This window comes from Kitasatospora sp. NPDC001119 (genome assembly GCF_053598475.1).
Window position 1 is genome coordinate 134,200 of sequence record NZ_JBSFKI010000022.1, and the last position, 22,269, is coordinate 156,468.

Annotated in this window: 22 protein-coding genes and 1 pseudogene; 19 read left to right on the forward strand and 4 right to left on the reverse strand. The window is 72.4% G+C overall.

What is annotated here, in order from left to right; translation table 11 throughout:
- Positions 1-63 precede the first annotated feature (63 nt).
- The 4 genes from ACWDD9_RS26315 to ACWDD9_RS26330 all read left to right on the forward strand — a co-directional run bounded on the left by ACWDD9_RS26315 (position 64) and on the right by ACWDD9_RS26330 (position 3,958).
- Positions 64-765: an amidohydrolase family protein gene (locus ACWDD9_RS26315; protein WP_449812825.1), complete on the forward strand. Its 702-nt coding sequence runs from the start codon at positions 64-66 to the stop codon at positions 763-765.
- Between the two features lie 254 nt (positions 766-1,019).
- The gene (locus ACWDD9_RS26320; RefSeq protein ID WP_074005515.1) at positions 1,020-1,607 is read left to right on the forward strand and encodes a DUF3592 domain-containing protein; all 588 of its coding nucleotides are present in this window, start codon (positions 1,020-1,022) and stop codon (positions 1,605-1,607) included.
- A 134-nt stretch (positions 1,608-1,741) separates the two neighbouring features.
- On the forward strand, positions 1,742-2,437 hold the full coding sequence (locus ACWDD9_RS26325) for a demethylmenaquinone methyltransferase (protein WP_049651181.1): 696 nt from the start codon (positions 1,742-1,744) through the stop codon (positions 2,435-2,437).
- A 231-nt stretch (positions 2,438-2,668) separates the two neighbouring features.
- Entirely contained in the window at positions 2,669-3,958 is a 1,290-nt protein-coding gene (locus ACWDD9_RS26330; RefSeq protein ID WP_449812847.1) for a geranylgeranyl reductase family protein, read from the forward strand.
- 190 nt (positions 3,959-4,148) lie between these two features.
- On the opposite strand, the pseudogene ACWDD9_RS26335 reads toward ACWDD9_RS26330, so the two are convergent.
- The 3 genes and pseudogenes from ACWDD9_RS26335 to ACWDD9_RS26345 all read right to left on the reverse strand — a co-directional run.
- A pseudogene (locus tag ACWDD9_RS26335) lies at positions 4,149-4,475 on the reverse strand (MazG-like family protein); the annotation flags it as partial.
- A 108-nt stretch (positions 4,476-4,583) separates the two neighbouring features.
- Entirely contained in the window at positions 4,584-5,291 is a 708-nt protein-coding gene (locus ACWDD9_RS26340) for a peptidylprolyl isomerase (RefSeq protein WP_449812826.1), read from the reverse strand.
- A gap of 84 nt (positions 5,292-5,375) precedes the next feature.
- Positions 5,376-6,026, reverse strand: a complete 651-nt coding sequence (locus ACWDD9_RS26345; RefSeq protein ID WP_259316708.1) for a TetR/AcrR family transcriptional regulator — start codon at positions 6,024-6,026, stop codon at positions 5,376-5,378.
- A gap of 94 nt (positions 6,027-6,120) precedes the next feature.
- Here ACWDD9_RS26345 and ACWDD9_RS26350 point away from each other — a divergent pair, with 94 nt between their 5' ends.
- Together ACWDD9_RS26350 and ACWDD9_RS26355 are read left to right on the forward strand one after the other, a co-directional pair.
- Positions 6,121-6,786: a CatB-related O-acetyltransferase gene (locus ACWDD9_RS26350; protein ID WP_049651173.1), complete on the forward strand. Its 666-nt coding sequence runs from the start codon at positions 6,121-6,123 to the stop codon at positions 6,784-6,786.
- Between the two features lie 176 nt (positions 6,787-6,962).
- Positions 6,963-7,985, forward strand: coding sequence for a DMT family transporter (locus tag ACWDD9_RS26355; RefSeq protein ID WP_449812827.1), 1,023 nt, complete (start codon positions 6,963-6,965; stop codon positions 7,983-7,985).
- Positions 7,986-7,998: 13 nt separating this feature from the next.
- On the opposite strand, the gene ACWDD9_RS26360 is transcribed toward ACWDD9_RS26355, so the two are convergent.
- A complete protein-coding gene (locus tag ACWDD9_RS26360) occupies positions 7,999-8,574 on the reverse strand; it encodes a hypothetical protein (RefSeq protein WP_449812828.1) in 576 nt (191 codons plus the stop codon).
- Positions 8,575-8,771: 197 nt separating this feature from the next.
- Between ACWDD9_RS26360 and ACWDD9_RS26365 the strand changes: the two genes are divergently transcribed.
- The 13 genes from ACWDD9_RS26365 (at position 8,772) to nuoK (ending at position 22,267) form a co-directional block, all read left to right on the forward strand.
- Positions 8,772-9,851, forward strand: coding sequence for a sensor histidine kinase (locus tag ACWDD9_RS26365; protein ID WP_449812829.1), 1,080 nt, complete (start codon positions 8,772-8,774; stop codon positions 9,849-9,851).
- A gap of 44 nt (positions 9,852-9,895) precedes the next feature.
- On the forward strand, positions 9,896-10,606 hold the full coding sequence (locus tag ACWDD9_RS26370) for a response regulator (RefSeq protein ID WP_449812830.1): 711 nt from the start codon (positions 9,896-9,898) through the stop codon (positions 10,604-10,606).
- A 535-nt stretch (positions 10,607-11,141) separates the two neighbouring features.
- On the forward strand, positions 11,142-11,501 hold the full coding sequence (locus ACWDD9_RS26375; protein ID WP_030060100.1) for an NADH-quinone oxidoreductase subunit A: 360 nt from the start codon (positions 11,142-11,144) through the stop codon (positions 11,499-11,501).
- Positions 11,502-11,628: 127 nt separating this feature from the next.
- Positions 11,629-12,183, forward strand: a complete 555-nt coding sequence (locus ACWDD9_RS26380) for a NuoB/complex I 20 kDa subunit family protein (RefSeq protein ID WP_074005520.1) — start codon at positions 11,629-11,631, stop codon at positions 12,181-12,183.
- Complete coding sequence (locus ACWDD9_RS26385) at positions 12,180-12,893, forward strand: NADH-quinone oxidoreductase subunit C (protein WP_449812831.1); 714 nt, start codon at positions 12,180-12,182, stop codon at positions 12,891-12,893. The genes ACWDD9_RS26380 and ACWDD9_RS26385 overlap by 4 nt, the downstream gene beginning before the upstream one ends.
- Positions 12,893-14,233, forward strand: a complete 1,341-nt coding sequence (locus tag ACWDD9_RS26390; protein WP_049651167.1) for an NADH-quinone oxidoreductase subunit D — start codon at positions 12,893-12,895, stop codon at positions 14,231-14,233. The genes ACWDD9_RS26385 and ACWDD9_RS26390 overlap by 1 nt, the downstream gene beginning before the upstream one ends.
- Positions 14,230-15,090, forward strand: coding sequence for an NADH-quinone oxidoreductase subunit NuoE (nuoE, locus tag ACWDD9_RS26395; protein WP_449812832.1), 861 nt, complete (start codon positions 14,230-14,232; stop codon positions 15,088-15,090). Before ACWDD9_RS26390 ends, nuoE begins: the two co-directional genes overlap by 4 nt.
- Positions 15,090-16,451: an NADH-quinone oxidoreductase subunit NuoF gene (nuoF, locus tag ACWDD9_RS26400; RefSeq protein ID WP_049651165.1), complete on the forward strand. Its 1,362-nt coding sequence runs from the start codon at positions 15,090-15,092 to the stop codon at positions 16,449-16,451. The genes nuoE and nuoF overlap by 1 nt, the downstream gene beginning before the upstream one ends.
- Positions 16,448-19,033 carry an NADH-quinone oxidoreductase subunit G gene (locus ACWDD9_RS26405; protein ID WP_449812833.1) on the forward strand — a complete coding sequence of 862 codons (2,586 nt, stop codon included), beginning with the start codon at positions 16,448-16,450 and terminating at the stop codon, positions 19,031-19,033. Before nuoF ends, ACWDD9_RS26405 begins: the two co-directional genes overlap by 4 nt.
- A complete protein-coding gene (nuoH, locus tag ACWDD9_RS26410) occupies positions 19,030-20,385 on the forward strand; it encodes an NADH-quinone oxidoreductase subunit NuoH (RefSeq protein ID WP_375876368.1) in 1,356 nt (451 codons plus the stop codon). The genes ACWDD9_RS26405 and nuoH overlap by 4 nt, the downstream gene beginning before the upstream one ends.
- 6 nt (positions 20,386-20,391) lie before the next feature.
- Positions 20,392-21,000 (forward strand): NADH-quinone oxidoreductase subunit NuoI, encoded by a 609-nt coding sequence (nuoI, locus tag ACWDD9_RS26415; protein WP_380741307.1) that lies wholly within the window; start codon positions 20,392-20,394, stop codon positions 20,998-21,000.
- Complete coding sequence (locus ACWDD9_RS26420) at positions 21,000-21,971, forward strand: NADH-quinone oxidoreductase subunit J (protein WP_449812848.1); 972 nt, start codon at positions 21,000-21,002, stop codon at positions 21,969-21,971. Before nuoI ends, ACWDD9_RS26420 begins: the two co-directional genes overlap by 1 nt.
- Positions 21,968-22,267 (forward strand): NADH-quinone oxidoreductase subunit NuoK, encoded by a 300-nt coding sequence (gene nuoK, locus ACWDD9_RS26425; RefSeq protein WP_049652557.1) that lies wholly within the window; start codon positions 21,968-21,970, stop codon positions 22,265-22,267. Before ACWDD9_RS26420 ends, nuoK begins: the two co-directional genes overlap by 4 nt.
- Positions 22,268-22,269 lie beyond the last annotated feature (2 nt).

Below are 22,269 nucleotides of genomic sequence, written 5' to 3' on the forward strand. Positions count from 1 at the left end.
GTTGCCGTTGCCGTTGCCGTTGCCGTTGCACTTGCCGTTGTTGTCGAAGTCGAAGGCGCTGTTGTGCTGACTCTGCACCGGGCGGCGTTCGTGCTGCCCGACCCGGCCGATCCCACCGCCCCGTCCATCGCCGACGGGGCGGTGGTGGTGCGTGGCGAGCTGGTCGAGGCGGTCGGGCCGTACGGGGAGCTGGCGGCCGGGTACCCGGGCGCGCGGGTGCGGGACTGGGGGGCGGCCGTGCTCGCCCCCGGGCTGCGCAATCCGTACGGGCACTGGCTGTTGGAACGCGCGTACCACCCGGATCCGCGGGAGGAGGTCGGCGTCGAACCGGTGGCGGACGGGCTGGCCGGGTCCACCGACGAGGCGCGGTGCGGGGCCAGCGCCCGGCGGGGGCTGCAGCGGATGCTCGGGTACGGGGTGACGGCGGTGGCCGGGCCCTTCGAGCGGGCCTCGGTGCGGACGGCGGTGGCGCGGTCGGGGGTCGTGGGGCTGCCCGGTTCCGCCGTGTCGTCCGCTGTGTCGTCCGGCGGGGTGGACGGCGGGCCGGAGGGCAGCGGGCCGCAGGACGGTGGCGCGCGGCCGTTGGACCCGCTGGCCGTCCTGCCGTTCGCCGAGGCCGTGTACGGGCGGGTGGCGGTCGGGGGCCGGGCGGACTTCGCGGTGTTCGCGACGGCCGGGGTCGCGGGGGACGGGGGCGCGCAACCGGTGGCCGGCGGGTGCCTGGCCACGGTGCTGGGCGGGCGGTTGGTGTACCGCCGACGCTGAGACGGGCGTCACGGCGAGTGTGACGTACTCGTCAGTAGCCGGATTTCCTTGTGGCGCACGGGACTTCCTTCGTGTGCACCCGAACTCCGGGGCCGGTACCGGAGAGTGATTGTCCCTTCATCGTGACCTGAGGGCCCGCCAGCGGATACGATCCCGGACAGCTCACCCACTCCGTACCCTCACCACACCACCGCCCGCGCCCGCGGGTGGCGGGGCCGTGTCCCCGGCCCCGAAGGCAAGCCAGGACAGGAACCATGCGAACCGCGACCGTTCCCCCGCCGCGCACCCCGCGGATGGGCCGTGGTTGGTACCTCGCCGCCGTGCTCAGCGCAGTGCTGGCCGTCGGCATGTGCCTGCTGGGTTGGCGCCAGGCCGACCAGGCCGACCGGATCGAGGCGCACCCGGTGAGAGTCGAAGGGGTCGTCACCCAGCTCCCGACCGGCGGCGGCACCTACAGCGCCGTCAGCTACCGGGCCGACGGGGAGCCGCACACCGCGGCCGCGCTGCCGCTCTCGGACAGCGCCAAGGTCGGCGACGCGGTCTGCCTGGAGCACGCCGCCGACGACCCGGGCGCGGTACGGATCTGCGGCGACACCTACCCGCAGCCGGTCGGCGTGGGCCTGGCCCGGTTCAGCGTGCCGGTGGCCCTCGTGTTCTTCGTGATCTGCGTGCTGCGCATCCGGCGGCACCACAAGGCCCTCGCGGTCCGCAGCGGGCAGGGGGCGCTGGCCGCCAACCTCGCGCTGGCGGCGGGGGCGCTCGCGGACGGGATGCCCGCGATAACCCACGGCAAGCGGTCCCGGCGGCGGCGCCGCGCGGGCGGGCGGCGCGCCCAGCACTGAGGGGGGCGTGCGGGTACGGCCCGGCCGGTGAGGACCGTGGGGGCGGCCGGTGAGGTCCGTGGGTGAGGCCGGTGAGGTCCGTGGGCGCGGCCCCGTTGGTCGGGGTGTCCGTGCGAGGGTGAACAATGGGGGGCGTGACCCGAGCCTCTCTGGACAAGCAGCCGCACGAAGTCGCCGCCATGTTCGACGACGTCGCGGCCAAGTACGACCGCACCAACGACGTGCTCTCCCTCGGCCAGGCCCGCGCCTGGCGCCGGGCGGTGGCCGAGGCGGTGGCCGCCGGGCCGGGGGACCTCGTGCTCGACCTCGGGGCCGGCACCGGCACCTCCTCGCTGCCCTTCGCCGAGGCCGGTGCGAAGGTCGTCCCGTGCGACTTCTCGGTCGGCATGCTCACCGAGGGCAAGGGCCGCCACCCCGAGCTGGCGCTCACCGCCGGCGACGCCACCCGGCTGCCGTTCGCGGACGACACCTTCGACTCGGTGACGATCTCCTTCGCGCTGCGCAACGTCCAGGACACCGACGAGGCGCTGCGCGAGATGCAGCGGGTCACCAAGCCCGGCGGCAAGCTGGTGATCTGCGAGTTCTCCACCCCGACCTGGACGCCGTTCCGGACGGTCTACACCGAGTACCTGATGCGCGCGCTGCCGCCGGTGGCGACCGCCGTCAGCAGCAACCCGGAGGCGTACGTCTACCTCGCCGAGTCCATCCGGGCCTGGCCGGACCAGCCGGGGCTGGCCGCCAAGCTCCAGGACAACGGCTGGTCGAAGGTCGCCTGGCGGAACCTGACCGGCGGGATCGTCGCGCTGCACCGGGCGTACAAGATCGCGTAGCCGGGTTCGGCGGGCTCGGGGCTCTGGGCTCGGTGGGCCCGCGGCCCGGTCGCTCGGCCGCCCGGCTCGGGTTGGCGGTCGGGGCTGACGGTCGGGGCTGACGAGCGGAGCCGGAGGTCGGGGGCGGGGGCGCATCCGGTGGCGTGAGCGGAACTAGACTGCCGGAGACAAAGCCGCCGTCCCCCGCCGCAGTTCCAGGAGTGTGTCCACGTGTCCGAGACCGCAGCCGATCTGACGAAGCCGGACAGCCCCGTCGAGAGCACGGCCGACGTCATCGTGGTCGGCGCGGGCCCGGCCGGCGCCACCACCGCGTACTACCTGGCCCAGGCCGGGCTGGACGTGCTGCTGCTGGAGAAGACCGCCTTCCCGCGCGAGAAGGTGTGCGGCGACGGCCTGACCCCGCGCGCCACCAAGCAGCTGGTGGACATGGGCATCGACGTCTCCACCGATAACGGTTGGCTGCACAACAAGGGCCTGCGCATCATCGGCGGCGGCGTCCGGCTGGAGCTGGACTGGCCCGAGCTGTCCTCCTTCCCCGACTACGGCCTGGTGCGCAAGCGCGCCGACTTCGACGAGCTGCTGGCCCGTCAGGCCGAGAAGGCGGGCGCGCGGCTCTACGAGCGCTGCAACGTCAGCGGGCCGGTCCTGGACGAGCGCACCGGCCGGATCGTCGGCGTCACCGCCAAGCTCGGCGACGAGAAGCGGCCGGTCACCTTCCGGGCCCCGCTGGTGGTCGCCGCCGACGGCAACTCCACCCGGCTCTCGCTCGCCATGGGCCTGCACCGGCGCGAGGACCGCCCGATGGGCGTCGCCTACCGCACCTACTTCACCTCGCCGCGCCACGACGACGACTACCTGGAGTCCTGGCTGGAGCTGTGGGACACCCGCGACGGCGACCGCAAGCTGCTGCCCGGGTACGGCTGGGTGTTCGGCATGGGCGACGGCACCTCCAACGTGGGCCTCGGCATCCTCAACTCCTCGCCGGCGTTCGGCGAGCTGGACTGGCGCGAGGTGCTCAAGGCCTGGTGCGCCAACATGCCGGAGGAGTGGGGCTACACCCCCGAGAACATGACCGAGCCGATCCGCGGCGCCGCGCTGCCGATGGCCTTCAACCGGCAGCCGCACTACACCCGCGGCCTGCTGCTCGTAGGCGACGCGGGCGGCATGGTCAACCCGTTCAACGGCGAGGGCATCGCCTACGCGATGGAATCCGGGCAGATCGCCGCCGGGGTCATCGTGCAGGCCCTCGCCCGGGTCACCGACGGCGGCCGCGAGCGCGCCCTCCAGGCCTACCCGCGCATCCTCAAGGACGTGTACGGCGGCTACTACACGCTGGGCCGCGCCTTCGTGAAGCTCATCGGCAACCCCAAGGTGATGCAGATCGCCACCCAGCGCGGCCTCACCCACCCGATGCTGATGCGCTTCACCCTCAAGCTGCTCGCCAACCTCACCGACCCGCAGGGCGGCGACGCGATGGACCGCGTGATCAACGGCCTCGCCAGGGTCGCGCCGAACGCCTGACGGCTGGTGTCTGGTGCCTGACAGCTGGTGCCTGACGGCTGGTCTCTGGCGCCTGATGCTTGGCGCCTGATGCCTGGCGGCTGACGCCGAAGGGCCGGACGCCGAACGCCTGGCGCGGACCGGGGGTTGGGGCCGGTGGGGACGTCCGTCCCCGCCGGCCCTACGGCTGTTCGGCCGCCTGGGGTGCCTCCGGCGTCCGGCGGGAGGCGGCGGAGCGCTGCTCGACGTAGGCGAGACGCTCGTCGAAGATCCGGGCCGCGTCGGGGGTGAGGGTCCTCAGGGCGACGAGGGCGGTGAAGACGACATCGCAGAGCTCGTGCTGGACGTCCTCCCAGGTGTGGGTGACCCCCTTGCGCGGGTTCTGGCCGGTGGCGCCGATCACCGCGGCACCGACCTCGCCGACCTCCTCGGAGAGCTTGAGGATCCGCAGCAGTCGCTCCTCCTGGGGTGACTGCGTGCTCTGCCCGTCCAGCCGTGCGACCAGGTCGTCGACGCTCTCCCAGATCCGGCTGTCCATGCGGCGTTGCTCCTGCTCCCACGCGGTGTCGTTGGTGTTGCCACCGTACGGGAGCGGGGGCGGGCGGGAGCGGGCCGGGGCTGTCCGGCCCGCCGGGGACGAGCAGCCTCAGCGGGCGCTGATCTTCACGTTGCGGATGTTCACCGGGAGGTTGGGGAAGCCGTCGCCCGGGTTGTTCTGGTCGTCCTCGCCGCCGGCGGCGATCTTCTGGAGCACGTCCAGACCGCCGGTGATCCGGCCGAAGGGGGTGTAGGCGGGGGAGAGCTTGGTGTCCTTCCAGACGAAGAAGAACTGGCTGCCGTTGGTGTTCGGGCCGGCGTTGGCCATGGCCACGGTGCCGGCCGGGTAGGTGGCGCCGGTCAGGCTCTCGTCCGGGAACGAGTAGCCGGGACCGCCGCTGCCCGTGCCGGTCGGGTCGCCGCACTGGAGGACGTAGATCCGCTGGGTGGTGAGGCGGTGGCAGTGACTGCGGTCGAAGTAGTCGTGCTCGGCGAGGAACCGGAACGAGAAGGTGGTGCAGGGCGCCTTGTCGGTCAGGGCCTCGAAGCTGATCTGGCCCTGACTGGTCCGCAGTGTCGCGCGGTAGGGCTTCGCCGCCTTCTTGGCGTCGAACACCGGGATGCCCTTGAAGTTGTCGGCCGGGACGGCCGGTGTGTAGGCGCAGCCGGTAGCGGGGGTCGCGGCCGCGGGGGTGTCCGCGATGGCGGTGCCGGTGCTCGCCACGAGCGGGAGGACGGTGGCGGCGGCGACCAGCGCCCAGTGCTTGCGCTTCACGTGACGGGCCTTCCGGGGGGTGGTGGACGGCGGTGTTGTCATGGGTGCATCATCCACGGCCGGATGGGGATGCGGTAGGGGTTGGGGCGGCCGTGGCTCCCCGGGCGGCGACAGTGTGATGGTTTGTCAGTTCTGCTCCGGGGTGGTCGTGGTGGGTGTGAAGAGTCCGGCGTGGGCGGCCAGGGCCGCGGCGTCGGCGGCCCGCTCGGCGGTGCGGGCGTCCAGTGGCTCGCCGGAGACGAACAGGCGGTAGTAGAGCGGCGCGGTGGCGGCCCGGACCACCTCGGCGCCGTCCGTCCCGGCGGGCAGCTCGCCCCGGGCGACGGCCCGTTCGGCCACCTCGGCGGCCTGGCGGTGGCGGGCCGCGAAGAAGGCGCGCAGGGCGGCCGCGCCGGTGTCCGAGCGCTGGGCCGCGGAGATCAGTGCGGTGGGCGTGGGGCCGAGCTCCGGATCGGTGAAGACGCTGAACACCTCCTGGGTGATCCGGCGGAGGTCCTGCCGGAGGTCGCCGGTGTCGGGCAGGGGCCAGGGCTGGTCGGCGGAGGCGGTCAGGGCGTCGGCGACCAGGCCGTCCACTCCGCCCCAGCGCCGGTAGAGGGTCGCCTTGTGGACGCCGGAGCGGGCGGCGACCGCCTCGACGGTGAGCCCGTCGTACCCCTTCTCGGCGACCTCGGCGAGCGTGGCGGCGACCACCTCCGCCCGGACCCGGGTGCTGCGGCCGCCCGGGCGCGGGGTGGGGGTGCGGGGCTCCGGTGCGGGGTGGGTTGCTCCAGTCAAAGTCGACTCCAGTCGCATTAAGTCTTGCTGTGGGGTGGCGGCCGTGCCATGCTCATCGTAATGCGACTTACGTCGCATTACGAGAGGAGCCCGCGTGTCCGCCACTGCCGTTCCCGACCCCACCGCCCTCCACCCGCTTGCTGGCCACGACCGGGTCGTCCTGCTGCGCCCGCTCGTCACCGACCCTAGGATCGAGGTCGGCGAGTACACCTACTTCGACGACCCCGACGGTGCCACCCGCTTCGAGGAGCGCAACGTCCTCTACGCGTACGGCCCCGAGCGGCTGGTGATCGGCAGGTACTGCGCGATCGCCACCGGCACCCGCTTCCTGATGGCCGGCGCCGCCCACCCGACCGTCGGCGTCTCCACCTTCCCCTTCACGATGTTCGGCGGCAGTTGGACCGAGCGGACCCTCGACATTGTCACGGGCCTGCCCAGCCGGGGTGACACCGTGGTCGGCAACGACGTCTGGTTCGGCCACGGGGCCACCGTCCTGCCCGGCGTCCGGATCGGCGACGGTGCGATCATCGCGGCCGGGGCGATGGTCACCGCCGACGTCGAGCCCTACACCGTCGTCGGCGGCAACCCGGCCCGCCCGATCCGCCGCCGCTTCGACGACGCCGACATCGAGCGTCTGCTCCGTGCGGCCTGGTGGGACTGGCCGGTGGAGCTGGTCACCGAGCACGTCCGCGCCATCATGTCCGGCACCCCGGCCGACATCGAGGCGATCGCCGCGGCGAACGGTCTGCTCTCCGCCTGACCCAACCGTGCCCGTGGAGGGCATTGATCATCGGCGGCCCGGTGCGCGAAGATGGCGCCCCCTTGCTCCGCGCACCGCCCCGTCCACTGCCGGGCCTTCCGCCCGGCTCCTGGGTCCGTCCGACGCCGTACGGTACTCGCGCCCGCCGGTTCCGTTCGTTCGGAGGGATCTTTCGCATGCCAGCCTCCTTGTCCGACCCGTCCGAGGGTTCGTCCTCGTCGGTCCTTCGCGATCTTCCGGTCCTGCTCGTGGCCGTGGTGTGGGGATCGAGCTTCCTCGCCGTCCAGCGGGTGGCCGAGCCCGGGACGGTCGTGGCGATGCTGGTGCTGCGGTTCGGCCTGGTGCTGCCGCTGCTCGGGCTGGTCGCCTGGCGTGCCCTGCGGAGGCTGAGCCGCGCCGAGTGGCTCGGCGGCGCCGCACTGGGGCTGGTGCTCAGCGGGATCTTCCTGCTGGAGACCTACGGAGCCGTGCACACCTCCGCGACCAATGCCGGGCTGATCATCAGCCTCGCGATGGTGCTCACGCCGCTCGGCGAGAGCGCCCTCGCCCGGACCGCGCCGCCGAAGGCCTTCCTCGCCGCCGCCGGGCTGGCCGTCCTCGGCGTCGCCCTGCTCACCGGGGACGGCGGGCTGCGCCCTCCGGCACTCGGTGACCTGCTGGTGCTGGGCGCCGCCCTCGTCCGCTCGGCGTACGTCCTCGCGATGGCCCGCACCCGGGCCGTCCGCGACACCGACGTGCTCGCCGTCACCTGGGTCCAACTCACGGTGGCCACCGGCGTGTTCGCCGCCGTCGCGTTCCTGGCCGGACCCGCGCCGTGGACGGTCGCGCGTTCGTACGGGGCCGGCCAGTGGGGCTGGCTGCTGCACCTGTCCTTGTTCTGCACCCTGTTCGCCTTCTTCGTCCAGATGTGGGCCGTGCGGGCCACGTCGCCCTCGCGGGTGAGCCTGCTGCTCGGGACCGAGCCGCTCTGGGCCGCCGTCTTCGGCATCACCGTGGCCGGGAACCGCATGGGCCCGCTCGCCCTGCTCGGCGGAGCCCTGGTGTTGGTCGCGACCGAGTGGGGCCGGCGCACCGCCCCCGTACCCGCCCCGGCTGTCGCCCCCGCTGCCGCTCCCGCCCCGGCGCCGCGCCCGGCCGGGGACGAGTGCGAGAGCGGGGCCGACGCGGTGGGGCCGGGCGCGGAGCCGGCTCCGGCGTGACCCGCCGCCCTCGTCACCGGCGCCGCCGCAGCGTCCGGCGGGCGTAGTCGAGGGCGACCGCGCCGAGCAGCGGGCCCCAGACGACCAGGGGCAGGTAGGCGAGCGTCATCACCACGGAGGCGAAGCCGTGCGGGGAATCCGGCTCGGCCAGGTTGTGCGCCCAGCCGCCGAGCAGTGCGGCCGTGCCGACGTAGGTGAGGACCGCCGAGCCCAGCAGCGCCGGGACGATCGCGGCGAGCGGCCGGACCCGACGGCCGCCTATCAGGGGGATCCACCGGGGCGCCACCAGCCCCCAGGGCCGGACCAGGCCCAGGGTCAGGAAGGCCAGCGCCTCCGCCAGGGCGCTCAGCGCCACGCAGTAGACCGTGCCCCAGCCCGGCTGGTGCGCGCCGTACGCCGCGGCCGTCGCGCCGGAGAAGCCGACCGGGACGCCGAAGCCGAAGGCGATCCGCCACAGCCCCGAGGGGATGGTGCTGAGGACTGCGGCCCTGGCGGCGAGCCGGGCCCAGCGCGGGGCGGGCGGGACGTTCGGGGCCGTCGCCGCGGCCCGGTGGGCGGTGCCGCGGGCGGTGATCACGAGCTTCGACATGGTGGTGGACTCCCTTCGGCTCCGGCCTCCGTGGCCGGTGCGATGACTCAAGACTGGAGGCCCGCCAGGGGTTCGCGGCAGATGCCGATCGGGCTGTTCCTCCTGCTCAACCGGCCTTTGAAATATGCCGATCGGCACAGGCGCGCCGCCCGGGCGGCGTCGTAGTGTGACGGCAGTCGAAGGGTCGAGAAGGGGTGATGACGATGACTCAGATCCTGTCCGGGATCGTCCTGGTCCTGGTGCCGCCGGCCTGGGTGGCGCGGGGGCGGTACGGGGCGGCGGCCGTGACCATGGCGCTCGGGGCGGCGTCGGTCGTGGTCACAGTCGCCGTCTGGCTCCTCGGCCGCTGGACGGAGGGGCAGCGGTGGGCCGGGCTGGCGGGCCTGGTCGAGCTGGCCGTCCTGCTGCTGTCGGTGGTCGTCAGCCTGCGCGCCGAGGACGGCCCGCGGTGCGCGGCGGCGGCCTGGACGGCCTGCGGAGCGGTCGCCCTCTGGCCGTCCCGGTTCGCGTTCGTCGAGGGGCCCGCGGACACGCTCACGCTCTTCGGGTTCGGATCGATGCTCTCCCTGCCGGCCGTCCTGGTCGGGCTCTACCTGCGGGGCCTGGACGAGGGGCGCCGCGAGGCGGTGGCCGAGGCCAGACGGGCGCAGCGGCTCGAACTGGCCCACGACCTGCACGACTTCGTGGCGCACGATGTCAGCGGCATGGTCGCCCAGGCCCAGGCGGGGGCCTATCTGGCGGGGATCGATCCGGCCGGCGCGGCCGAGATGTTCCAGCGAATAGAGCAGGCCGGGCAGCGGGCGCTGGCCTCGCTGGACCGGACGGTACAGCTGCTGCGCAGCGAGGAGCAGGGCGGCCGCGGTCCGCAGCCCGGACTCGCCGAACTTGCCGAGGTGGCCGAGCGGTTCACCGCGACGGGCGGCGTGAACGTCCGCCTGGAGCTGCCGGAGGAGCCGGTGCCGCGCGAGGTGGAGGGCACCGTCCACCGGATCGTGGTCGAGTCCCTGACCAATGTCCGGCGGCACGCTCCGGCCGCGCGGGCGGTCGAGATCCGGGCCCGCCGCAGCGGTGGACGGTTGGAGCTGACCGTGACCAACGACGGTCGGGCACCGGGCCCGGCGGGGCGGCCGCGCCGAGGCGGCGGCAGCGGACTGCCGGGGCTGGCGGCCCGGGTGGAGGCCCTCGGCGGTTCGCTGGAAGCCGGCCCGCACGAGCGGGAGGCCTGGCGGGTGACGGCGGTGCTGCCGCTGGAGGAGGCCGGCACGGGGCCGGCGTGATCGTAGGAGCCGACGAAGGTCGGCAACGGGGAGAGGTGCGGGACATGGGCAGTGGCACAGGGCCGGTTCGAATCCTGATCGCGGACGACCAGGCGGACGTCCGCAGCGCGTTCCGGATGATCCTGGACGTCCAGCCGGACATGGTGGTGGTCGCGGAGGCGGCGGACGGCGCCGCGGCGGTGGCGGAGGCACGGAGGCTGCGGCCGGACGTGGTGCTCGCGGACATCCGGATGCCGAAGCTCGACGGCCTGGAGGTCACACGCCAGTTGGCCGACCAGTGCAAGGTGATCGTGGTGACCACCTTCGACCTGGACGAGTACGTGCACACGGCGCTGCGGCACGGAGCGGCCGGGTTCCTGCTGAAGCGCTCGGGGCCGGTGCTGCTGATCGAGGCGGTCCGGGCGGCGATGGCCGGGGACGCGTTGATCAGCCCGCAGGTCACCGTCCGGCTGCTGCGGCACATGGCACTCCCGGGCGCGGAGCCGAAGCCGGCGCTGAGGTCGGGGCCGGGCGCGAAGGCGGCCGCGGCGGTTCCGCAGCCGACAGCCGGGCCGACGGAGGAACTGACCACGAGAGAAAGGGAGATCGCCGAGCTGGTGGCAGACGGTGCGACCAACGCCGAGATCGGCGCAGGGCTGTTCATCTCACCGGGGACGGTGAAGAACCACCTTGCCAACGTCCAGCGCAAGATCGGCGCCCGCAACCGGGTGGGCATCGCGGCCTGGGTCTGGGAGCAGACGGTCGGCCGCCAGTAGCGGGCCCCGCCCCGGAGCACGAGGGCCCGCGGCCCCGGCGGGCACCGCCGGAGCGGGGTGGCGGGCGCGCGGGAGAGGGGGAAGGGAACCCCGCCCGACGGCAGGCTCGCGCGCTTGTGAACGAAGGGTCAAGCGAGCGTTCGGGCCCCGCCACCCCTGCGAGTGAGCCGCTATAACACGTCAACATGACGTCTGAAAATTTGCTCCCTACGACGCATAGTTGATATAGGAACACGCCCCTGACCTGCCACTTCACAAGTAAATGCGACCGCTTGTGATCGTTTGACTGCTTTGCGTCGACAAATCTGGGCATGCTCACATTCGACCCCATTTACAGGGTGTCGTAGATCACAAAGATGGCGTTGAACTGCGTGTCGCAGATCACAAGCCGACGGGCATAAGATGCGCTCGTTCCAGGCTTTGTGAACTGCCTCACATGAGGTGGATCTCGGGAACCGGAACGCGGGTTCACCTCAGTGTGACCTGCCGGTTCCGATCTGCAGTCAAGGACGACTGGACGGAGGGAGCGGGGGCTATGAATGCCTACGCGCCGATCCTCGTACTCGGTGCCATCGCGGCGGCGTTCGCGGTCGGCTCCGTCGTGATGGCCTCACTCACCGGCCCCAAGCGCTACAACCGGGCCAAGTTGGAGGCGTACGAGTGCGGCATCGAGCCGACCCCGCAGCCCGTGGGCGGCGGTCGGTTCCCGATCAAGTACTACCTGACGGCGATGCTCTTCATCGTCTTCGACATCGAGATCGTCTTCCTCTACCCCTGGGCGGTGACCTTCGACGCCCTGGGGATCTTCGGGCTGGTCGAGATGCTCCTGTTCATCGCCACCGTCTTCGTCGCGTACGCCTACGTGTGGCGGCGCGGCGGTCTGGAGTGGGACTGAGCGCGGGGTGGTCAGAGTGCGGGGTGGTGGCCCACCCGTCCGCCGGCTGAGCACCCGCTTGTGAACGAGCGGACAAGCCAGAACCGGCCCACGTATCAGAGGACTTGAGGGCATTGAGAGGGATCTGATGGGAATCGAGGAGAAGCTGCCGAGCGGCTTTCTGCTCACGACTGTGGAGACGGCCGCCGGCTGGGTGCGCAAGGCGTCACTCTTCCCGGCCACCTTCGGTCTGGCCTGCTGCGCGATCGAGATGATGACCACCGGGGCGGGCCGCTACGACCTGGCCCGGTTCGGCATGGAGGTCTTCCGGGGCTCCCCCCGGCAGGCCGATCTGATGATCGTGGCGGGCCGGGTGAGTCAGAAGATGGCCCCGGTGCTGCGCCAGGTGTACGACCAGATGCCCAACCCCAAGTGGGTCATCTCGATGGGTGTCTGCGCCTCGTCCGGCGGGATGTTCAACAACTACGCGATCGTCCAGGGCGTCGACCACATCGTCCCGGTGGACATCTACCTGCCCGGCTGTCCGCCCCGTCCGGAGATGCTGATGGACGCCATCCTGAAGCTGCACGACAAGATCCAGCACGAGCCGCTGGGCGTGAACAGGCGCCGGGCCGAGGAGCTCGGCGAGGCGCTCGCCCTCAAGGCCACCCCGATCAGCGAGATGCGGGGGCAGCTGCGATGAACGAGCAGGTACCCGAGACCCGCCGCGAGCAGCCGGTTCGCGAGATCCCGGTCGAGGTGGTCGGCCGCCGCCAGGGCATGTTCGGTGCCGAGGGCAGTGGCGACACCTCCGGCTTCGGCGGTCTGGCCGCCCCGATCGTGCTGCCCGGTCCGAGCGAACGCCCGTACGGCGGCTGGTTCGACGAGGTCGCCGACGAGCTGGAGGGCGCCCTGGAGGAGCAGGGTCTGGACCCGGTCGAGGTGATCGAGAGGACGGTGGTCGACCGCGGCGAGATCACCTTCCACATCGAGCGCGACCACCTGCTGAGGACCGCCCGGATCCTGCGCGACGACCCGGCGCTGCGCTTCGAGCTCTGCCTGGGGGTGAGCGGCGTGCACTACCCCAGCGACAAGGGCCGCGAGCTGCACGCGGTCTACCACCTGCGCTCGATCACCCACGGCAGGCTGATCCGGCTGGAGGTCACCGCGCCCGACGCCGATCCGCGCGTCCCCTCCGTGGTGAGCGTCTACCCGACCAACGACTGGCACGAGCGCGAGGCCTACGACTTCTTCGGCCTGGTCTTCGAGGGCCACCCGGCGCTCACCCGGATCATGATGCCGGACGACTGGCTGGGCCACCCGCAGCGCAAGGACTACCCGCTCGGCGGCATCCCCGTCGAGTACAAGGGCGCCCAGATCCCGGCTCCCGACCAGCGGAGGTCGTACAGCTGATGAACACCCAGCACTATGGAGAGACCGAGGAAGCCGACGCCCGCGAGACCACCGAGGGCCGGGTCTTCACCGTCACCGGCGGCGACTGGGGCGAGGTGGTCGAGGCGGTCGGCCGGGCCGACGACGAGCGCATCATCGTCAACATGGGCCCCCAGCACCCGTCCACCCACGGCGTGCTGCGGCTGATCCTGGAGATCGACGGCGAGACGGTGAAGGAGGCCCGCTGCGGCATCGGCTACCTCCACACCGGCATCGAGAAGAACATGGAGTTCCGCAGCTGGGTCCAGGGCACCACCTTCGTGACCCGCATGGACTACCTGACCCCGCTGTTCAACGAGACGGCCTACTGCCTGGCGGTCGAGAAGCTGCTCGGCATCACCGGCGACGTCCCGGATCGCGCCAACGTCATCCGGGTGATGATGATGGAGCTCAACCGGATCGCCTCGCACCTGGTCTGCCTGGCCACCGGCGGCATGGAGATCGGCTCCACCACCCTGATGATCTACGGCTTCCGGGACCGCGAACTGATCCTGGACGTCTTCGAGCTGGTCACCGGCCTGCGCATGAACCACGCGTACGTGCGCCCCGGCGGCCTCGCCCAGGACCTGCCGCCCGGCGCGGTCGACCAGATCCGCGAGGCGGTCAAGGTCTTCCGCTCCCGGATGCACGAGTACGACAAACTCGCCACCGGCAACCCGGTGTTCAAGGCCCGCCTGGTCGACGTCGGCTTCCTGGACCTGCCCGGCTGCCTGGCCCTGGGCGCCACCGGCCCGATCCTGCGCGCCACCGGCCTGCCGCACGACCTGCGCAAGACCGACCCGTACTGCGGTTACCAGGACTACGACTTCGAGGTCGCGATCGCGGAGAGCGCCGACTCCTACGGCCGCTTCCTGATCCGCCTGGAGGAGATGAAGCAGTCGCTGCGGATCGTCGAGCAGTGCCTGGACCGGCTGCGGCCCGGCCCGGTCATGGTGGCCGACAAGAAGATCGCCTGGCCGGCCCAACTCGCCGTCGGCCCGGACGGGATGGGCAACTCCCTCGACCACATCCGCAAGATCATGGGCACCTCGATGGAGGCCCTGATCCACCACTTCAAGCTGGTCACCGAGGGCTTCCGGGTCCCGGTCGGCCAGGCGTACGCGGCGGTCGAGTCGCCCAAGGGCGAGCTGGGCGTGCACGTGGTCAGCGACGGCGGGACGCGTCCGTACCGGGTCCACTTCCGGGACCCGTCGTTCACCAATCTGCAGACGATGGCGGCGATGTGCGAGGGCGGCCAGGTGGCCGACGTGATCGTCGCGGTGGCCGGGATCGACCCGGTGATGGGAGGCGTGGACCGGTGACCAACGTCGAACTCGGACTGCCGGCACTGCCGGCCGCACCGTACCCCGAGGAGGTGCGTGCCCGGCTGGCCGCCGACGCAGCCGAGCTGATCGCCCGCTACCCGCAGGCCCGCTCGGCGCTGCTGCCGCTGCTGCACCTGGTGCAGGCGGAGGAGGGCTTCGTCAGCCCGACCGGGATCCGCTTCTGCGCCGAACAGCTGGACCTCACCACCGCCGAGGTCACCGCGGTCGCGACCTTCTACACCATGTACCGGCGTCGCCCGGCTGGGAAGTACCACGTCGGGGTCTGCACCAACACCCTGTGCGCGGTGCTCGGCGGCGACCAGATCTTCGCCGAGCTCCAGGAGCACCTGGGCGTCCGCAACAACGAGACCACCGAGGACGGCGAGGTCTCGATCGAGCACATCGAGTGCAACGCGGCCTGCGACTACGCGCCCGTGGTGATGGTCAACTGGGAGTTCTTCGACAACCAGACCCCGGACAGCGCCCGGCAGCTGGTCGACGACCTGCGGGCCGGCCGCGAGGTCCGCCCCACCCGCGGTGCCCGGCTGTGCGGCTTCAAGGAGACCTCCCGGATCCTGGCCGGCTTCCCCGACGAGCGCCCGGGGGCCAACGACGAGTCCGGCGCCGGCGGCGCGCCCTCCCTGGCCGGCCTGCGGCTGGCCCGCGGCGAGGCGCTGCCCGGCGCCCCCGGCACCAAGGTGGTCGCCCCGCGCCCCGAATCCCCGCGCTCCGACGCACCCCGCCCCGATGCACCCCGCCCCGAGGCCAACGGCCAGGCAGGCAACGGCCAGGCGGCCAACGGCCAAGCGGGCACCACCCAGGCGGGCAACGGCCAGGAAGGGAGCGAAGCGTGATGACCTCCGCCGAGCCGGCCGAGAAGCTGCTCACCCCGGTCCTGTCCGACTCCTGGGACGACAGCCGCCCCTGGACGCTCGACACCTACCGCCGCCACCACGGCTACGAGGGCCTCAAGGCGGCCCTCGCCATGCCGCCGGACGACGTGATCGCCCTGGTCAAGGACTCCGGCCTGCGCGGCCGCGGCGGCGCCGGCTTCCCCACCGGGATGAAGTGGCAGTTCATCCCGCAGAACGACGGCAAGCCGCACTACCTGGTGGTCAACGCGGACGAGTCCGAACCGGGCACCTGCAAGGACATCCCGCTGCTGTTCGCCAACCCGCACGCGCTGATCGAGGGCATGATCATCGCCTCCTACGCGATCCGCTGCGACCACGCCTTCATCTACCTGCGCGGCGAGGTCGTCCCGGTGCTGCGCCGGCTGCACGCGGCCGTCGCCGAGGCGTACGGGGCGGGGCTGCTGGGCCGGAACATCCTCGGCTCGGGCGTCGACCTGGACATCACCGTGCACGCCGGCGCCGGCGCCTACATCTGCGGCGAGGAGACGGCGCTGCTGGACTCGCTGGAGGGCCGCCGCGGCCAGCCCAGGCTGCGGCCCCCGTTCCCGGCCATCGCCGGCCTGTACGCCTGCCCGACGGTGGTCAACAACGTCGAGTCGATCGCCTCGGTGCCGCCGATCCTGTCCCGCGGCAAGGAGTGGTTCAAGGCCCTGGGCACCGAGAAGTCCCCCGGCTTCACGCTCTACTCGCTCTCCGGTCACGTCACCAACCCCGGCCAGTACGAGGCCCCGCTCGGCGTGACGCTGCGCCAGCTGCTCGACCTCAGCGGCGGCGTCCGCGCCGGGCACCGGCTGAAGTTCTGGACCCCGGGCGGCTCCTCCACCCCGATGTTCACCGACGAGCACCTCGACGTCCCGCTGGACTACGAGGGCGTCGGGGCGGCCGGCTCGATGCTCGGCACCAAGGCGCTCCAGGTCTTCGACGAGACCACCTGCGTGGTGCGGGCCGTCACCCGCTGGACGGAGTTCTACGCCCACGAGTCCTGCGGCAAGTGCACCCCCTGCCGCGAGGGCACGTACTGGCTGGTCCAGCTGCTCAAGCGGATCGAGGCGGGCCAGGGCGTCGACGGGGACCTGGAGAAGCTCCTCGACATCGCCGACAACATCAACGGCAAGTCGTTCTGCGCCCTGGGCGACGGCGCGGCCAGTCCGATCGTCTCCTCGCTCCAGCACTTCCGGGCCGAGTACGAGCAGCACCTGGCCGAGCGCCGCTGCCCGTTCGACCCGGCCGCCTCCACCGTCTGGGCCGACGGCCCCCGCCCCGGCCACCAGTCCGCCACCGAAAGGGAGGTGCACGCGTGACGATCACAGAGCCAACGGCCTCCGAGACAGCGGTCGAACTGGTCACGCTCACCATCGACGGCGTCGAAGTGCGGGTCCCCAAGGGAACGTTGGTGATCAGGGCCGCCGAGACCATCGGCACCCAGATCCCGCGCTTCTGCGACCACCCGCTGCTCGACCCGGCCGGCGCCTGCCGCCAGTGCATCGTCGAGGTCGAGGGCCAGCGCAAGCCGGTCGCCTCCTGCACCATCCCGGTGGCCGAGGGCATGGTGGTGCGCACCCAGCTCAGCTCGCCGGTGGCCGAGAAGGCCCAGCGCGGCGTGATGGAGCTGCTGCTGATCAACCACCCGCTGGACTGCCCGGTCTGCGACAAGGGCGGCGAGTGCCCGCTGCAGAACCAGGCGATGAGCAGCGGCGCCGCCGACTCCCGTTTCGAGGGGATGAAGCGCACCTACGAGAAGCCGGTGCCGATCAGCAGCCAGGTGCTGCTGGACCGCGAGCGCTGCGTGCTGTGCGCGCGCTGCACCCGCTTCTCGCAGCAGATCGCCGGGGACCCGTTCATCGACCTGGTGGAGCGCGGGGCGCTGCAGCAGGTCGGCACCGGCGAGGGCGACGACTTCGAGTCCTACTTCTCCGGGAACACCATCCAGATCTGCCCGGTGGGCGCGCTCACCTCGGCGGCGTACCGGTTCCGCTCGCGCCCCTTCGACCTGGTCTCCTCGCCGAGCGTGTGCGAGCACTGCGCCTCGGGCTGCGCACAGCGCACCGACCACCGGCGCGGCAAGGTGCTGCGCCGGCTGGCGGGCGAGGACCCGGCGGTGAACGAGGAGTGGAACTGCGACAAGGGCCGCTTCGCCTTCCGCTACGCCCAGCAGCGCGACCGGCTGACCACCCCGCTGGTGCGGGTGGACGGCGAGCTGGTGCCGGCCTCCTGGCCGGAGGCGCTGGCCCGGGCGGCCGAGGGGCTGCGCGGGGTCCGGGCGGGGGTGCTGGCCGGCGGCCGGGTGACGGTCGAGGACGCCTACGCGTACGGGAAGTTCGCGCGGGTGGTGCTGGGCACCAACGACGTGGACTTCCGGGCCCGCCCGCACAGCGGCGAGGAGGCGGACTTCCTGGCCGCGGCGGTGGCCGGGCGGGGCGTCGACGTGGACGGCACCGGGGTGTCGTACGAGGACCTCGACCGGGCTCCGGCGGTGCTGCTGGCGGGCTTCGAGCCGGAGGAGGAGTCGCCGATCGTCTTCCTGCGGCTGCGCAAGGCGACCCGGGCGACGGGCCTGAAGGTGTTCTCGGTGGCCGCGTTCGGCTCCCGGGGCCTGGCGAAGCTGCGCGGGGCGCTGCTGCCGGCCGCCCCCGGCACCGAGCCGGAGTGGTTCGCGGCGCTGGCGGCGGACGAGCCGCTGAACGACGACGCGGGCCGGGCGGCCGAACTGCTGCGCACCCCGGGCGCGGTGATCCTGGCGGGCGAGCGGCTGGCCGCCGTCCCGGGCGGGCTGACGGCGGTGCTGCGGCTGGCGCACGCGACGGGTGCGAGGCTCGCCTGGGTGCCGCGCCGGGCCGGTGAGCGCGGGGCCGTCGAGGCGGGCGTGCTGCCGGGCCTGCTGCCCGGCGGGCGTCCGGTGGCCGTTCCGGCGGCCCGGGCGGAGGCGGCCGCGGTGTGGGGCGGCGCCGAGCCGCCGTCCCGGCCGGGCCGGGACACCGACGGGATCCTGGTGGCGGCCGTGGCGGGCGAGTTGGACGCGCTGCTGGTCGGCGGCGTGGACCCGGACGACCTGCCGGATCCGGCGCTGGCCGACGAGGCGCTGGCGGCGGTGCCGTTCCTGGTGTCGCTGGAGCTGCGGCCCTCGGCGGTGACGGCGCGGGCCGACGTGGTGCTGCCGGTGGCGGCGGTGGCGGAGAAGGCCGGCACCTTCCTGGACTGGGAGGGCCGGGTGCGGATGTTCGAGTCGGCGCTCAAGCCGGACCAGCAGATGGGCCGCCACCTCCAGCCGGACCTGCGGGTGCTGGGCATGCTGGCCGACGCGCTGGGCCACCGGCTGGGCCTGCCGGACGTCCGGGCGGCCCGGCTGGAGCTGGACCGCTTCGCCCCCTGGGAGGGCGACCGCACGGCCGACCCGGCGGCGCACCCGGGCCTGCTGCCCCGACCGGCCACCGGCCAGGCGGTGCTGGCGGGTTGGCGTCTGCTGCTGGACAACGGCGTGCTGCAGCAGGGGGACCCGCACCTGGCGGGCACCCGGCACCGGGCGGTGGCCCGGATCTCGGCGGAGACGGCCAAGGAGATCGACGCCGAGGCGGCCGAGGAGCTGCGGCTGACCGGTCCGGCCGGATCGCTGACCCTGCCGCTGGAGGTCACCGACTCGATCCCGGACCGCACGGTCTGGGTCCCGCTGGACTCCACGCCGGGCGGTGCCCACCGCGCGCTCGGCACCACCGTCGGCCACCTGGTCACGATCGCCGCGGCCGAGTCGGAACCCGAGCCCGAACCCGAGCCCGAACCCGAGCCTGAAGTCGGACCCGGACCCGAAGTCGGACCCGCACCCGGGGCCGGCTCCGAACCCGGGGCCGCGGACGAGACCGCCGACGACGGCACAGGGGAGGACCGATGACGTCGCAGCCGTACGAGACGCTCCACTTCTTCGGGCAGGACCCGTGGTGGCTGGTGCTGCTGAAGGCGGTGTTCTGCTTCGCCTTCCTGGTCCTGACGGTGCTGATCGCGATCGTCTGGGAGCGCAAGGTGGTGGCCTGGATGCAGCTGCGCATCGGGCCCAACCGGCACGGCCCGTGGGGCCTGCTGCAGTCGCTGGCGGACGGCGTGAAGCTGGCGCTGAAGGAAGACCTGGTGGTCAAGGGCTCGGACAAGGTGGTCTACATCCTGGCCCCGATCGTCTGCGCCATCCCCGCGTTCATGGCCTTCGCGGTGATCCCGTTCGGTCCGGCCGGCAACGAGGTGTCGATCTTCGGCACCCGTACGCCGCTCCAGCTGACGGACTTCCCGGTCGCGCTGCTGTACGTCCTGGCGACGGCCTCGGTGGGCATCTACGGCATCGTGCTGGCCGGCTGGTCCTCGGGTTCGACGTACCCGCTGCTGGGCGGGCTGCGCTCGTCCGCGCAGATGATCAGCTACGAGATCGCGATGGGCCTGTCCTTCGCGGCGGTGTTCATCTACTCGGGCTCGATGTCGACCTCGGAGATCGTGGCGCACCAGCAGCCGACCTGGTTCGCGGCGCTGCTGCCGGTGTCGTTCATCGTCTACATCATCGCGATGGTCGGCGAGACCAACCGGGCGCCGTTCGACCTGCCGGAGGCCGAGGGCGAGCTGGTCGGCGGCTTCAACACCGAGTACTCCTCGCTGAAGTTCGCGATGTTCATGCTGGCCGAGTACGTGAACATGGTGACGGTCTCGGCGGTGGCCTCGACCCTCTTCCTGGGCGGCTGGCGGGCCCCGTGGCCGGTGACGACCTTCTGGGAGGGCGCCAACCACGGCTGGTGGCCGATGCTGTGGATCACGCTGAAGATCCAGCTGCTGCTGTTCTTCTTCATCTGGCTGCGCGGCACGCTGCCCCGGCTCCGCTACGACCAGTTCATGAAGCTGGGCTGGAAGGTGCTGATCCCGGTCTCGCTGGTGTGGCTGGTGCTGATCGCGAGCGTGCGGGCGCTGCGCAACGAGGGCTACGGCTTCGGCCAGGTGGTGCTGTACGTGGGCGCCCCGGTCGGGGCGGTGCTGCTGCTGGCGCTGCTGCGGGACTTCCTGAGGAAGCAGCCGGAGTCCGGGGAGGCCCCGCCCGGTGCGGGCCCGGCCCGGCCGAAGGACGGGGGGGAGTTCGACCCGATGGCGGGCGGCTACCCCGTCCCGCCGCTGCCCGGCCAGGTGCTCCCGCCGGTGCCGCGCCGCCGCAGCCGTGCCCCGAAGCAACTCCAGGACGCCCTCAACGGGGCCGACCATTCCGAAGGGAGCTGAACCGAGATGTCCGACCAGTCCGATCGAACGGGCCACGCCGAACGGGGCGACCGTCCGTCGATCCTCGGCCCGGCCGCCGGCTTCGGCGTGACCTTCAAGGCCATGTTCAAGAAGCGGCTCACCGAGCAGTACCCGGAGCAGAAGAAGCCCACCGCTCCGCGCTTCCACGGCCGCCACCAGCTGAACCGGCACCCGGACGGCCTGGAGAAGTGCGTCGGCTGCGAGCTGTGCGCGTGGGCCTGCCCGGCCGACGCGATCTACGTGGAGGGCGCGGACAACCAGGACGAGGAGCGCTACTCCCCGGGTGAGCGCTACGGCGCGGTGTACCAGATCAACTACGCCCGCTGCATCCTGTGCGGGCTGTGCATCGAGGCCTGCCCGACCAGGGCGCTGACCATGACCAACGAGTACGAGCTGGCCGACTCCTCCCGGCGGGACCTCATCTTCACCAAGGAGCAGCTGCTGGTGGGCCTGTCCGAGGGCATGGTCGACACCCCGCACGCGATCTTCCCGGGCACCGACGAGGGCGCGTACTACCGGGGCGAGGTCACCGCGGCGGCGCCGGGGACGGTCCAGCAGGAGCGCACCGAGCGGGACAAGGAGGTGCAGCAGTGATCGCGCGGCTGGCGGAGGCGACCGGGACGACCTCGACGGGCGAGGCCGTCCAGTTCTGGGTGCTCGCGGTGATCGCGGTCGGCGGTGCGCTCGGCATGGTGCTGATGCGCAAGGCCGTGCACAGCGCGCTCTGCCTGGCGGCCACCATGATGGCGCTGGCGGTCTGTTACATGGCCCAGGGCGCGGTGTTCCTGGGCGTGGTGCAGATCGTGGTGTACACCGGCGCGATCATGATGCTGTTCCTGTTCGTGGTGATGCTGGTCGGCGTCACCGGCGAGGACTCGCTGAAGGAGCAGCTGAAGGGCCAGCGGTTCGCCGCGGCGCTGTGCGGGCTGGGCTTCGGCGTGCTGCTGATCGCCGGGATCGCCAACGCGAAGCTGGACCACTTCACCGGGCTGTCCGAGGCGAATGCCGAGGGCAACGTGCCGGGCCTGGCCCGGCTGATCTTCACCCGCTACGTGTGGGCCTTCGAGGTCACCGGCGCGCTGCTGATCACCGCGGCGATCGGCGCGATGGTGCTGACCCACCGGGAGCACGTGAAGGCGCCGAAGACGCAGCGCGAGCTGGCGGCGCAGCGGGTCGTGGACAACATCCAGCTGCCGCCGCTGCCGGCGCCGGGCGTGTACGCCCGGCACAACGCGGTGGACGTGCCGGGGCTGCTGCCGGACGGCACGATCGCCGAGGACTCGGTGATGGCGACGCTGCGCGAGCGCGGCCAGGTCCGGGACGTCAGCCAGGCGATGCTGCGGCGGATGGCGGAGCTGGAGAACAGCACGGCGGACTGGCTGGGCCGTCCGTCCTCGGAGCGGCCGGCCGTGAAGGCCCCGCGCAAGTCGCTGGAGCCGGTGCCGGCCAACGGCGCCCCGCTGCCGGCGAACGGCGGGGCGGTGACGGCGAACGGGCCGACGAACGGCGGGCCGGTGCCGGCGAACAACGTGAAGCACCCGGCCGACGAGGAGGGCGCGGAGTGAACCCGGTCAACTACCTCTACCTGTCGGCCCTGTTGTTCACCATCGGAGCGGCCGGGGTGCTGGTCCGACGCAACGCGATCGTGCTGTTCATGTGCGTGGAGCTGATGCTGAACGCCTCGAACCTCGCCCTGGTGACCTTCTCCCGGCTGCACGGGACCTTGGACGGCCAGATCATCGCGTTCTTCACGATGGTGGTCGCGGCGGCCGAGGTCGTGGTCGGCCTCGCCATCATCGTCTCCATCTTCCGGACCAGGCACTCCGCTTCGGTCGACGACAGCAACCTGATGAAGCTGTAGGC